Origin of the sequence: Flavobacterium sp. UBA7680 (assembly GCF_002482975.1) — a bacterium.
Lineage (GTDB): Bacteria > Bacteroidota > Bacteroidia > Flavobacteriales > Flavobacteriaceae > Flavobacterium.
The window spans coordinates 418,036-430,876 of record NZ_DLHA01000032.1 but is presented as its reverse complement, the minus strand read 5'-3'; the positions used below and the strand labels follow the sequence as shown (position 1 = coordinate 430,876).

The following is a 12,841-nucleotide window of genomic DNA, read 5'->3' as shown; positions in this document are numbered from 1 at the left end:
TGTTGATGGACATTTATTTTTATGAAAGAAATCAGCGAAATTCTTAAAGCATACACAGAAGCAAAATCGGCAGGGAAAAAAACAGCTCTGGCAACAGTCGTTAAAGTTGAAGGATCATCGTATCGCCAGCCCGGAGCACGCATGCTTGTTACAGAAGATGGAGAACTAACAGGCGCCATAAGCGGCGGCTGCCTTGAAGGTGATGCATTACGAAAAGCATTGCTGTCCATTCATCAAAAACAAAATAAACTTATTACTTATAATACGAATAATGAAGACGATATTGAAGTAGGTTTACAGCTTGGCTGCAACGGAATTGTTCATATTCTGTTTGAATATATTGATGAAGAAGCATCAAAAAATCCCATACAACTTTTACAGCAGTTAGAATTAGAAAGAAAAGAAGCCGTTGTTGTGACTTTTTTTTCTTTAAAAAGAAATGCCATTCAACAAGGAACGATACTTTTTTACAGAAAGGAAAATCAAATTTTGTCCCATAATGATGAGGTTCTAAATTTAATTTCAGATGTAAATGAAGTTTTGAAAACCAAGGCATCAATTGTAAAAAAACTTCAAACTGAAAACGAAAACGAAGCTTTAATCGAATATATAAATCCGCCAATTTCACTTGTAATTGCCGGAGCGGGAAACGATGTTCAGCCTTTGGTTAAAATAGCATCCATTTTAGGTTGGAAAATTACGGTTGGCGACGGACGCGCGACACATGCAATAGAAAAACGTTTCCCTAAAGCAGACAAAGTAAATGCAGTAAAACCAGAAGAATTTCTGGAAAATATCACCATTGATAATCAAACGTATTTTGTTTTGATGACGCACAATTACAAATACGATCTGGCAGTTTTAAAATTACTTTTAAAAACAGACTGTCAATACATTGGAATTCTTGGTCCAAAAACAAAATTAAACCGAATGATGGATGATCTTCAAAATGAAGGAATTAATGTAAGCGAAGAACAATTAGAACGTATTTACAGTCCGGTTGGATTAGATATTGGAGCAGAAACATCCGAAGAAATTGCGCTTTCGATTGTATCTGAAATTAAAGCTTTTTCGGCTGGAAAAACTGGAACTTCTTTAAAATATAAAGCAGGTAAAATTCATGACGAAATTCATTATGAAAGATCAATTTCAAAATAAAACCGCTATTATAATTTTAGCTGCAGGTAATTCCTCAAGATTAGGAAGACCAAAACAATTATTAGAATATAAAAACTCAACACTTTTAAAAAACACGATTTCTGAAGCTCTAAAAGTGCCCAATTCATTTGTAATAGTAGTAACGGGTGCCAATCATAATGAAGTTGAAAAAGAACTTAATACAACAGAAATAAATATTTGTTTTAATCCCGAATGGGAAAACGGAATGTCATCTTCAATTGTAAAAGGATTAAATGAATTATTGTTGCTAAATCCCGACTGCGAAGAATGTATTTTTGCTGTTTGCGATCAGCCTTTTGTCACCAATTTAATTTTTGAAAATTTAATTTTCGAATATTATAAAACCGAAAAAGGAATTATTGCTTCGGCTTATTCTGAAACCTTAGGAACTCCGGTTTTATTCCATAAAAAATATTTCAATGAATTGCTTGAATTGAGTGGGCAGGAAGGAGCAAAGAAAATCATTAAAAAATATTCAGAAGATACGGTTTCAGTTCCTTTTGAAAAAGGGAATATCGATATTGATACAGAGGAAGATTATAACAAGTTAATTTCTTAGTAGTTTACTATATGTTTTAATCTCGCAAAGTCGCGTAGCCGCAAAGTTTTTAAGATTTAATTTAAATTGCCTCCAGCTTTAGCTGGAGGTTCTAAGCAAGAATAGAAAAGGCTTTAGCCAAACTAACCCAAGTTTGGCTAAAGCCTTTTAAACCTTAATCTATTTCCTCCTCCAGTTAAAACTGGAGGCAACTAATAAAAAACTTTGCGTCTCTGCGACTTTGCGAGATTATTTCTCAAAGCAAACAAAAAAACTTTATGTCTTAGTGCCTTAGTGGCAAAACCAATTGTCGAGCCAAGTTTAAAACCCTCTCAACAGCAATATCAATTTCTTCCGAATTAGTAAATCTTCCCAAACTAAACCTGATAGAACTTAAAGCCTCTTCATCAGATAATCCCATTGCTTTTAAAACATGCGAAGGCTCAGATGTAACAGCCGAACAAGAAGCCCCATTCGAAACCGAAATATTCCCCAAGGCCATAATAAGTTTTTCCGAATTGACACCCGGAAAACAAATATTCGAAGTATTATAAACTCGGTTATGAATATTCCCATTTACAAAAGAACCTTCAAAATGCAATAAACCCTTTTCTAGTTCATTACGTAATATTTCTATCCTGTTTTTATCTGTTTCTAATTCATTTACAGCAATTTCTGCAGCTTTACCTAAACCAATAATTCCAGGTACATTGAGGGTTCCGCTGCGTAATTTTCGCTGCTGACCGCCGCCTGTAATCTGAGGGAGTAATTTTAGTTTGGCTTTCGCCGAAATATACAAAGCACCAACACCTTTTGGACCATAAAATTTATGTGCAGACAATGTCAAAATATCAATTCCAAGAGTTTTTACATCAATATGAATTCTTCCGACTGCCTGAGTTGCATCACACAAAAAAAGTACATTTTTACTTTTAAGAATCGCAGAAATTTCGCTGACATTTTGTATGACACCCGTTTCATTATTAGAAAGCATTCCTATGAAAACCAGTGTTTTATCTGTAGTAATTTCATTTAAAAGATTAAGATCTAAAACCCCCTCACGATTAACAGGTAAGTAGCTGACTTCAAACCCAATACTTTCCATAAAACGACAAGTTTCTAGAATCGCTTTGTGTTCTGTAGCAACAGTTACAATATGTTTTCGATCCTGATCAGCCAGACCTTTTATAGCCAGATTTATCGCTTCTGTAGCACCCGATGTAAAAACAATTTCATCAACATCGGCATTAATCAAATCAGCGGTTTGCCATGCAGCATTTTCAACAGCTTCGTTTACCGATAATCCTGCAATATGCTGACTTGTAGAATTGGCATAAAAATCAGTAAAATAAGGAAGCATAGCTTTTAAAACGCGTTCATCAACACGAGTTGTGGCATTATTATCGAGGTAAATATTTTGTTGATGCGGCATAATTAAAAGCTTAATCTTGTAAAAATACAATTTTCAATGTAAATAATAAATCTGTTTCTGTGTCTGTTTTTTTTTAACGCAAAGTGCGCAAAGGTTTTTATCGCAAAGAGCGCAAAGGTTTTTTTAAGTTAATTATCTAGATAATTGCAAAGTTCGCAAAGCTTTATTAATCCCAGCTTTGCGAACTTTGCCTTCGCTTAACATAAAGTGAGATAAAAAATCTTAGCGTGCTTTGCGTTAAAAGAAAAACACACCGAAATCCAGCTTTGCGAACTTTTGCCTTCGCTTAACATAAAGTGAGATAAAAAAAAACCTTTGCGCGCTTTGCGTTAAAAAAACACCCACAGAATATCAATTCCAGCTTTACGAACTTTGCCTTCATTTACCACAATGTGAGATAAAAAACCTTAGCGTTCTTTGCGTTAAAACCCACACAGAAATTGTAATTATTCTAAATAAGCCTAATGTTTGAATTTCGTAACTTTTTGTGGATTAAGATTGTTAAATTTGTTAGAATACCCAAGAGTTTTTGCTAATTTAAAAGAGAGATGGAATGGCTTCTAAAAAAACAAATCCAGATAAAGTAACAGAGAATGATTCAAATTCCCGTCGTGACTTTATAAAAAAATCAGGACTTTTTACCGCCCTTGCTCTGGCGCCGCCTTCGCTGGTTATGGCTTCAGAGAATAAGTGGGATGAAAAAATAGCGGAGTATTTAGAAACAGTACCGCTTTCTATCGAAGTAAATGGCAAAAAACACAATCTTAATATCGAGCCAAGAACTACTTTACTTGATTTATTAAGAGAACAATTATTGCTGACCGGAACAAAAAAAGGCTGTGACCACGGACAATGCGGCGCGTGTACAGTTCACGTAAACGGAACACGAATTTTGTCCTGTTTAACTTTGGCAACCATGCAGCAAAACGCTCAGGTTACGACAATTGAAGGACTTTCAAAAGGAAAAAAACTGCACCCAATGCAGGAAGCTTTTATCAAGCATGACGGCTTTCAATGCGGTTATTGCACGCCGGGACAAATAATGTCGGGAATTGCGTGTATCAAAGAAGGTCATGCCAACAGCCGCGAAGAAATTAGAGAATATATGAGCGGAAACATCTGTAGATGCGGTGCTTATCATAATATTGTTGATGCGATAACAGAAGTGAAGGAAGGAGGGAAGGAATTATGAAAAATTTTCAAATAATTAAAGCGTTATCTTCGAGTTCAGCAGTATCGAACATCAGCAAAGAAAAAGAAGCTATGTTTATTGCCGGCGGAACAAATTTGGTAGATTTAATGAAAAAGAATGTGGTAGCTCCAGACAAACTGGTTGACATTACAGGATTAGATTTAAAGAAAATAGAATTTCTAACAGGAAAAGTTTCAATAGGAGCATTGGCTAAAAACAGCCAAGTCGCCGAAGATGCATCAATAAAAGAAAAACATCCTTTGTTAGCTTTGGCATTAGCGGCCGGAGCATCTCAGCAAATTAGGCACATGGCAACGATTGGTGGTAATATGCTGCAAAAAACACGTTGTTCATATTTCTACAATACCGATATGCCATGCAATAAAAGAACTCCAAAAAGTGGATGCGGTGCCATTGGAGGTTCTAACAGAATGCACGCTATTTTTGGAGCTTCAGACAGTTGTATTGCTGTTCATCCAAGTGATATGTGTGTCGCATTAGCAGCATTAGATGCAACTGTTTTAGTTGAAGGACCAAAAGGAAAACGACAAATAAAATTTACAGATTTTCATCGTCTGCCGGGAAATACTCCTGAGAAAGACAATACTTTAGAAAATAAAGAATTGATAACTTCGGTTGAAATTCCGGATAATAATTTCACCAAAAATGTACATTATTTAAAAGTTCGTGACAGAACCAGTTATGCTTTTGCATTAGTTTCTGTTGCTGCGGCTTTAGATTTAAAAAATAATGTAATAAATGATGTTCGACTGGCGATGGGCGGTGTAGCACATAAACCCTGGAGATTAACTGAAGCTGAAGAATTCCTGAAAGGAAAAACAGTTTCGGAAGAGATATTTAGAAAAGCGGCAGATTTGTCAATGAAAGGTGCGAAAGCATACGGCGGCAATGACTTTAAATTAACGCTTGGTCCAAACGCAATAACAGAAGCACTTACAATAGCAGCATCAAAATAATTAGAATTATGAGCAAGACAAGTAATATTAATAGAGTTGACGGATTTGCTAAAGTAACGGGATCAGCAACTTATTCTGCCGAATATATAACGCCCGGAGTAGTGTATGCCTGTTTGGTTGGAAGTACAATTGCAAAGGGAAGAATCAAAACTATCGATACTAAAAAAGCAGAATGGGCGCCGGGAGTTCTGGCTGTCATTACGCATTTAAACGTAGACAAACCTGCCGGATATCAAAAAGCAAAAGACAAACATAATTTTGGACAGCCGCTGCAGATTTTCAAAGATGATTCGGTTTTGTATTATGATCAGCCAATTGCGTTGGTAATTGCTGATACTTTTGAGCGTATGCAATATGCAGCGAGTTTAATTAAGGCCGATTATTTAAAAGAAGAACATTCAACCGAACTTCAAAAAGCGGCAGATAAAGAGAAAAAAGTTGAAACAGATAAAGGGAATGATTACCACAGAGGAGTTCATGACGGTTATAAAAATGCAGAAGTAATTTTAGAAGCTGATTATACAATTCCAACTGAAGTTCATAACCCGATGGAACTGGCGAATATTATCGCAAAATGGGACGGAAACAAACCAATTTTATATACTAAAAGTCAAGGTGTTGAAGGTACACGTCGAAGTGTTGCCGGAGTTTTTGATGTACCTGCAGAAGATGTAGAAGTACACTCTGAATATCTTGGAGGCGCATTTGGAATGGGATTACATACCTGGCCATATGAAATCGCTGCATTAATTGGGGCAAAGAAATTAAATCGCCCTGTAAAATTAGTTTTGCACCGCGAGCAAATGTTTACGAATGTTGGTTTCAGACCTTATACCATTCAGAAAATGGGTTTAGGCGCAACAAAAGCAGGAAAACTAACTGGTTTAACTCATGAAGCTGTTGCGATGACTTCCAGTTATGAAGATTTCATGGAAGGAACTGTAAACATGTCCCGATTTATTTATGATTGTGAAAATGTTTCAACACGTTATAGAATTGTTCCGTTAGACACTTGTACGCCAATCTGGATGCGAGGACCGGGCGAGGCAACAGGCTCTTTTGCATTAGAATGTGCAATGGACGAACTGGCTTATAAATTAAACTTAGATCCAATTGAATTTCGAAAGCTTAATTATGCTGAGAAAGATTTGGAACAAAATAAACCTTGGAGCAGTAAATATCTTTTAGAATGTTACGAAGGCGGAATGGAACGCATTGGCTGGAAAAACCGTAAAAATGAACCGGGTTCTGTAAAAGAAGGCGAGTGGCTTGTAGGTTACGGAATGGGAACCGGAACTTTCGGTTGTTATAGAAGCCCAACTTCGGTAAAAGCAAAATTTTTACCCGATGGAAATTTAGTGCTTCAGTGCAGCGTCAATGATATGGGACCGGGAACGGCAACCATGATGACGGCAATTGGTGCTGAAATAACAGGTTTACCTGCAGAGAATGTAATCATTGAAATGGGAAAAAGCGGACTGCCAAAAGGTCCAACGCAAGGAGGATCGGCAACGACTTCATCTGTTGGTTCTGCGGTTCATGATGCCTGTAATTTATTGGTAAGTAAAGTGTTGGGATTAGCGACTGAAAACCCAGCTTTAAAAGGAACTCCAATTACTGATTTGACTTTTGCAAATGGAATCGTTTCTTCAACAAAAGATAACGCGAAATCAGTTGCTTTAACTTCTTTGCTTAGTGCAAATAAATTAGATGGATTAGAAGTTGAAAATCAATCAAAAGGAACGGATGAAGCTAAGAAATATTCGATTTATTCATTTTCAGTTCACTTTGTAAAAGTATTAGTGAATCCGAATTTGGGTAAAATACGATTGGCGCATGTTGTTTCTTGTGCTGATATTGGAACGGTTATCAACCAAAAAACATCGGCTGGACAAATGTATGGAGGTGCAGTAGGAGGTATCGGAATGGGATTAATGGAAGCATTGGAAATCGATCATCGTTTCGGTCGTCCAATCAACAATAATTTTGCCGATTATCATGTTCCCGTAAATGCCGATATTGAAAAACAGGAAGTTTTCTTCGTTAATAAAAAAGATCCAATCAGTAATCCAATGGGAACGAAAGGTCTTGGAGAAACGGCTTTGGTTGGAATGGCACCTGCAATTGCAAATGCTGTTTTTAACGCAACTGGAAAACGTGTTAGAGATTTACCAATTACGCTGGATAAAATAATTGCTTAATTATTAGTATTAATGGTTAATTGTAAATTTTAGTTGGTAATTTACCATTTACAATTAACCATTAATAACTAATCATTCCTTACTTTTTCTTATTGAAAGATGGCAGGATATACTTTTGAATCAATTCATCGCTTGGTGATTGTGAGTTATAATTTCCGCCAGTAATAACGGTTATCATATTTTGATCTTCCCAAATATAAATTTTCTGGCCGCCGTTACCTTGGGCAGCTTTTCCATCATATCGAACACCATCAACATTCAGGTATTTTAACCACCATAAATAACCATAATTCACACCTTGCACAACAGAATGTTTTGTTAATGATTCCTGAACCCAGTCTTTAGAGATTACTTGTTTCCCGTTCCAAACCCCTTTATTAAGATATAGCATTCCTAATTTTGCCATATCTCTTGAATTCAAATAAACCTGACAGAAAGTTTCGGCACTTGATGCATCGGGTTTAAAATTCCATTTAAAATTTTTAATACCTAAATCTTTAAAAAGAGTCTGTTTCGCAAATTCAGGTAAAGGCATTTTTGTTGCTCTTTCAATAATTTTACCCAATGTTATAGGATTTCCCGAACAATACATTCCATTGCCGCCCGGTACATCTATCATCGGAAGATCTAAGGTAAATTGTATCCAGTCATCAGAATAATTCATGGTAGTTTCATTCCCAACTGATTTTGGATTGCTCACATCACAATCAAGTCCGCTTTGATTGGTTAAAAGATTTTCAATCGTAATCTGCCTTTTATCAGAAGTAAGGTTTTTAAACGTATAATCAGGAAAATAAGAAAGTACCGTTTCATTTTTACTTTTAATAAATCCCTTATCTATAGCAATTCCTGTAAGTGCCGAGACAAAGCTTTTGGTAGCCGAACGAATTTCATGAAGTTTGGTTTTGTTGTACTCATAAAAGTATTCTTCAAAAACCAGTTTTCCATCTTTAATAATCAAAACGCTGTGAACGTTAGGATAAGTTCCGTTAACAATTTTTTGCATCATTTCGTTTAATAATGCTTTGTCCAGACCAGACTGATCAATATTTCCGGTTACTAAACCATCAAGATCTTTTTTAGGCTGCTGATATACATATTTATAATCTTTAGAAGTATTAAGTCTTGGATACCACATTTCTTTCGGGAAAACGACTTTTTTACTAATTAATTTGAAGGTTTTTCCATCAGAAGTATAACCCGTAATCGAAGCAGTATTATTTCTGATAAAGGTTACTTTTTCTTTTGACATATTCAGGAAAATGTCTTTCTCCTGAGGTCTTAATGAATACTTACTTTCATTGATGACGGCATATAAAATAGTATCTTTTGGGGATGCGGCAATTTGCAGTGTGGTATTATTTTCATATTCATAAATACCTTCATACTCTTTTAATTGTTCGTATGTAATTTTAAATTTTTGCTGAGAATAGCCGTAGAAAACGGATAATAAAAAAAATAAAAGTAAAGTGGTTTTTTTCATTCTTTTTGGTTTATGGTTAGTTAATTAATAGTTAGTTATGGTATAATTGACTCTTATAAAAGCAAAAAAAAGAGACACTTAATTTAAATTAGTGTCTCTTTGTATATAGTTTATAATCGTAAACAATTACTTAACCGTAATAGGCAATTCAGCAGTTGTTTTATCCCATCCAATAACCAAATTAGCTACAGAACCCTGGGATGTAAAAGCAATTGATAAAGCTTCGATTACTTCATTTACTGGTTTTACAGGAACAGAAACTCTTACAACATCCTTACTTTCATCATAAGCATAAGCACCCCATAAATCAATTTCTTTATTGATAATGATAGTCCATTTATCTTTTTCAGGAATTGCAAATAAACTGTAAGTTCCTGCTGGAATATTTTTTCCGCCAATTGTTACTGCTTTGTAAAATTTGATTTCTGTATTTTCATTCGCACCAACTCTCCAAACTTCTCCAAACTTAACGATATCTCCAAAAATAGTTCTTCCTTTTACAGAAGGTCTTGCGTAGATAACTTTTACAAGCGGACTAGGATTGTCTGTTTTTTTGAATTTAACAGCTTTGTTTGGGAAATAAGAAATATCAACCGGACTTGCATCAAGCGGAGCAAATTTTACTACATCTTGAGCTTGAACTGTAAAGGCAGCAAATAAAGTAACTGCCATTAAATAAAATTTTTTCATAAGGTTACAATTTTTAGAATAACTACAAAGTAAGTTAATAATGAAGAAAAATCATATAAATACAGTTTGTTTTTTGTTAATGAATTGGTAATGGTTCTTAATTTACTTTTCTTCTTTTTTCTTTTTATCGTACCAATTCTGCATAATGTAAAAAGCCTTCTTCTTTTCACCGTCATTTGAAATTAAACCTTTACGATTGTAACCGTCCTGAATACCCGGAAGTAATCGTTTTGGAGATCTAAAATCAACCAAAATCCACGGACTTAATCCGCTTAAATGAGGGATTTTTTCAATCATTTTCAAATTCTGAATGTATAAATATTCCTGATATTCTTCTGTCCAGCGTTCGGTTTTATCTCCGTGAAAGCCTGCTTTTGCATCTCCTCCAAATTCCGAAACAAAAACTGGTTTGTTGTATGGCGTAGTCCAGAATGTTTTTTCAGCATTTTCTAAGTTACCGCCGTACCAGCCTAAATATTGGTTAAAAGCAATAATATCAAGCGATTTACCAATTTCATCGTCAATTTTTCCGTTACGCGTTAATAAAGCCGCACTGATTAATCTTGTATTATCCAGAGATTTGGTATGCGTTACTAAATTCGTGATAAAAGTATTTCTGGCGTCAGAAATCGGAGTTTCATTTGCCATAGACCAAATTACAATACTCGCTCTGTTTTTATCTCTTGTAATGGCAGCGGTTAATTGATCCTGTGCATTTTGATACGTATTTTTATTGGTGAATTCAACTGTCCAGTAAACCGGAATTTCTTCCCAAACCATTAATCCCATTTTATCAGCCTCTCTAATAATGTTTTCGTTATGCGGATAATGCGCTAAACGAACATAATTACAGCCTAATTCTTTTGCCCAGTTTAATAAACGTAAAGCATCTTCCTGAGAATTCGCACGTCCGCCTTTTGCATTTTCTTCGTGAATCGAAATTCCTCTTAAAAAGACCTGTTTTCCATTCAATAAAATTTTATCTTCTTGTGTTTCAATAGTTCTAAAACCAATTTTATCATTTAATTTTTTTCCGTTAAAATCGATTGTAACATCGTATAATTTTGGATTTTCCGGTGACCAATATGAAATCTTTTTAGCAGGGATTTCAAAAGTTAAAATTCCGTCAGCACCAATTTTTCCTTTGTAGTTAATCTTTAATTCCGGAATAGAAATCGAAGCCTGATTTTGTGCCGGATTTAAATTATTGATTTTGATAAAACCAGAAATAACATTGGCATTATTCTTTTTCAATTGAATCGTGTAATCTTCAATAAATGCAGATTCTTCTTCAATTAAAGTCACATCGCGTGTAATTCCGCCATAATTCCACCAATCCGTATTAACTGTTGGAACGTCTTCTTTATGACGCGTATTATCTACTTTAATAACCAAATAATTGTCTTTTGGTTGTACAATCGCAGTAATTTCATAATTAAACGGAGTGAAACCGCCTTCGTGAGTTCCCAGTTTTTTTCCGTTTAAATAAACATCGGCTTTGTAATTGATGGCTCCCAAATAAACGAAAAGACGTTTGTTAGCAGCCAAATTGTAATCGAAAGATTTTTTGAACCAAACATTTCCTTCGTAATATTTTAGTTCCGTAACCTGCGAATTCCAATCGCCCGGAATATTTATTGTTGGCGATTTATCAAAATCATATTCTACTAATTCCTGTTTGTTTTGTGCATGATAATTACTGAAAAATGCACCTTTTGCCGGTTTTTCCTGTTTGTCATATTGATCAAGGTGAAAACTGTAAAAGCCTGTTTGATACGGATCAACAATATAATTCCAAACGCCGTTTAAAGAGGTTGTATTTCGGTTTGGAACGTTTGAAATTAAACCTTGTGATTGTCCAATAAAGGCTGAAGTCAGCAGTAAAAGGGTAATTAGTTTTTTCATTTTGCAATATTTATTTTTTAATCATTTTTATACCTTTCGAAAAGGTATTCTCTTTTTTGAATTTGATAATATAAAGCCCCGATTTTAAAGACGATACATTAACATTTTCAGATAGGTTATCGTGGGTAATAACTTGTTTTCCGCTGCTGTCGTAAATTCTTAATCCTGTATATTGATTTAAGATAACTTCTGACAGCTGTAGTTTATCTCCAACAGGATTCGGAAATTGTACAGACGCATTTTCTGCCACATGCTCTTTTGAAGATAAAGTAGTCAATTCTTCTATACTAAAATCAGAAAAACGCATAGCTTCGTCTCTCATATTCGCAATGTCAGCAAGACTGCGATAAATTCCCCATTTAGGTCGAATAAAAGAATTTGCTGCATAGGTAACACCAGCTGCCGATGTATAAGCAGGACGAATAGTTTGGATATTAGCATTACTGTAATCCATTAAAACAGTTCCGTCACTTACTTTTTTTATTATGATGGAAAAGGTTCCCTGCAATCCGACTTTTATGGTTTCTACAGCTTCGACCCAAATGCCTTCAAACAAAGACATGTTTAGATTTTGGTATTTTATGGTTGACGCAGCAGCATCTTTATCATAAATTAATTCCAATCGCGTTCCTCCATTAGATAATTTTCTCAGCGTCAAAGTAAAAAGAGGATCATCATCGTCGCCATCTACCGCTTTTACCTGATGTATGTGTGTAAAACTTGTAGTAGGTTTAAATCCTGCCGGCACTTTAAAGCGCCATTTATACTGTACTGTTTCGCCAATAATTCCTTTTAAGTTATCTGGAGAAGGGTTGTATGATTTAATCTCAACACGCTGTCTGTCCGTTTTTCCCGCTACAGGTTCATTATCCGGAGGTGTATTACTCACATGAGAATAAAACTCAAAAACATTTTTGTTCAGTTCCGTATCAAAAACCTCGGAAATATGACGGCCAAAACCGGGATGAATTGCATCTGGAGCTTCAATAGCCCCGTTTGCCGTTCCTGGAGCTAATGCGTTTGTAATTAGTTCATAAGTGCCAATTCCGTCAGGACCATCGGCATTTAATGTTACTATTTGTGCATTGCCAGCAAAACTTGTCAATACTAAAACGATACTATAAAAAGAGGTATTTTTCATAAGTTTTTAGTTTAATTGATGTTTTTAATTCATTTTGTCATTTCGACTGAAAGGAGAAATCGCACTCGAAACTCCGTACAGAATGCCGCCAATCTTTATCGAT

At 35.1% G+C, this 12,841-nt stretch carries 10 protein-coding genes; 5 read left to right on the top strand and 5 right to left on the bottom strand.

Translation table 11 applies throughout. The features are described from left to right. Nucleotides 1-21 precede the first annotated feature (21 nt). Entirely contained in the window at nucleotides 22-1,158 is a 1,137-nt protein-coding gene (locus B3C18_RS15740) for an XdhC family protein (protein WP_291148507.1), read from the top strand. Beyond that, nucleotides 1,136-1,738 (top strand): nucleotidyltransferase family protein, encoded by a 603-nt coding sequence (locus B3C18_RS15735; protein ID WP_291148505.1) that lies wholly within the window; start codon nucleotides 1,136-1,138, stop codon nucleotides 1,736-1,738. Before B3C18_RS15740 ends, B3C18_RS15735 begins: the two co-directional genes overlap by 23 nt. Nucleotides 1,739-2,000: 262 nt before the next feature. On the opposite strand, the gene B3C18_RS15730 is transcribed toward B3C18_RS15735, so the two are convergent. After that, a complete protein-coding gene (locus B3C18_RS15730) occupies nucleotides 2,001-3,149 on the bottom strand; it encodes a cysteine desulfurase family protein (RefSeq protein WP_291148503.1) in 1,149 nt (382 codons plus the stop codon). A 553-nt stretch (nucleotides 3,150-3,702) separates the two neighbouring features. Here B3C18_RS15730 and B3C18_RS15725 point away from each other — a divergent pair. From B3C18_RS15725 to B3C18_RS15715, 3 genes are read left to right on the top strand one after another with little or no spacing between them, the layout of a single operon-like run. Then, nucleotides 3,703-4,341, top strand: coding sequence for a 2Fe-2S iron-sulfur cluster-binding protein (locus tag B3C18_RS15725; protein ID WP_180856682.1), 639 nt, complete (start codon nucleotides 3,703-3,705; stop codon nucleotides 4,339-4,341). Then, nucleotides 4,338-5,318: an FAD binding domain-containing protein gene (locus B3C18_RS15720; RefSeq protein WP_291148500.1), complete on the top strand. Its 981-nt coding sequence runs from the start codon at nucleotides 4,338-4,340 to the stop codon at nucleotides 5,316-5,318. The genes B3C18_RS15725 and B3C18_RS15720 overlap by 4 nt, the downstream gene beginning before the upstream one ends. Nucleotides 5,319-5,326: 8 nt before the next feature. Further along, entirely contained in the window at nucleotides 5,327-7,519 is a 2,193-nt protein-coding gene (locus B3C18_RS15715) for a xanthine dehydrogenase family protein molybdopterin-binding subunit (protein WP_291148498.1), read from the top strand. Between the two features lie 79 nt (nucleotides 7,520-7,598). On the opposite strand, the gene B3C18_RS15710 is transcribed toward B3C18_RS15715, so the two are convergent. The 4 genes from B3C18_RS15710 to B3C18_RS15695 form a co-directional block, all read right to left on the bottom strand. Next, nucleotides 7,599-9,002: a serine hydrolase domain-containing protein gene (locus tag B3C18_RS15710; RefSeq protein ID WP_291148496.1), complete on the bottom strand. Its 1,404-nt coding sequence runs from the start codon at nucleotides 9,000-9,002 to the stop codon at nucleotides 7,599-7,601. A 126-nt stretch (nucleotides 9,003-9,128) separates the two neighbouring features. Continuing rightward, entirely contained in the window at nucleotides 9,129-9,692 is a 564-nt protein-coding gene (locus B3C18_RS15705; RefSeq protein ID WP_291148495.1) for a DUF2911 domain-containing protein, read from the bottom strand. 102 nt (nucleotides 9,693-9,794) lie between these two features. Continuing rightward, a complete protein-coding gene (locus tag B3C18_RS15700) occupies nucleotides 9,795-11,597 on the bottom strand; it encodes a glycoside hydrolase family 2 protein (RefSeq protein WP_291148493.1) in 1,803 nt (600 codons plus the stop codon). Between the two features lie 10 nt (nucleotides 11,598-11,607). Next, nucleotides 11,608-12,738: a T9SS type A sorting domain-containing protein gene (locus B3C18_RS15695; protein WP_291148490.1), complete on the bottom strand. Its 1,131-nt coding sequence runs from the start codon at nucleotides 12,736-12,738 to the stop codon at nucleotides 11,608-11,610. Nucleotides 12,739-12,841: the final 103 nt, after the last annotated feature.

Bases quoted from the DNA above. Each gene is read 5' to 3' on its own strand.
- B3C18_RS15740 (WP_291148507.1), top strand. From the start codon at position 22: ATGAAAGAAATCAGCGAAATTCTTAAAGCATACACAGAAGCAAAATCG.
- B3C18_RS15735 (WP_291148505.1), top strand. From the start codon at position 1,136: ATGAAAGATCAATTTCAAAATAAAACCGCTATTATAATTTTAGCTGCA.
- B3C18_RS15730 (WP_291148503.1), bottom strand. From the start codon at position 3,149: ATGCCGCATCAACAAAATATTTACCTCGATAATAATGCCACAACTCGT.
- B3C18_RS15725 (WP_180856682.1), top strand. From the start codon at position 3,703: ATGGCTTCTAAAAAAACAAATCCAGATAAAGTAACAGAGAATGATTCA.
- B3C18_RS15720 (WP_291148500.1), top strand. From the start codon at position 4,338: ATGAAAAATTTTCAAATAATTAAAGCGTTATCTTCGAGTTCAGCAGTA.
- B3C18_RS15715 (WP_291148498.1), top strand. From the start codon at position 5,327: ATGAGCAAGACAAGTAATATTAATAGAGTTGACGGATTTGCTAAAGTA.
- B3C18_RS15710 (WP_291148496.1), bottom strand. From the start codon at position 9,002: ATGAAAAAAACCACTTTACTTTTATTTTTTTTATTATCCGTTTTCTAC.
- B3C18_RS15705 (WP_291148495.1), bottom strand. From the start codon at position 9,692: ATGAAAAAATTTTATTTAATGGCAGTTACTTTATTTGCTGCCTTTACA.
- B3C18_RS15700 (WP_291148493.1), bottom strand. From the start codon at position 11,597: ATGAAAAAACTAATTACCCTTTTACTGCTGACTTCAGCCTTTATTGGA.
- B3C18_RS15695 (WP_291148490.1), bottom strand. From the start codon at position 12,738: ATGAAAAATACCTCTTTTTATAGTATCGTTTTAGTATTGACAAGTTTT.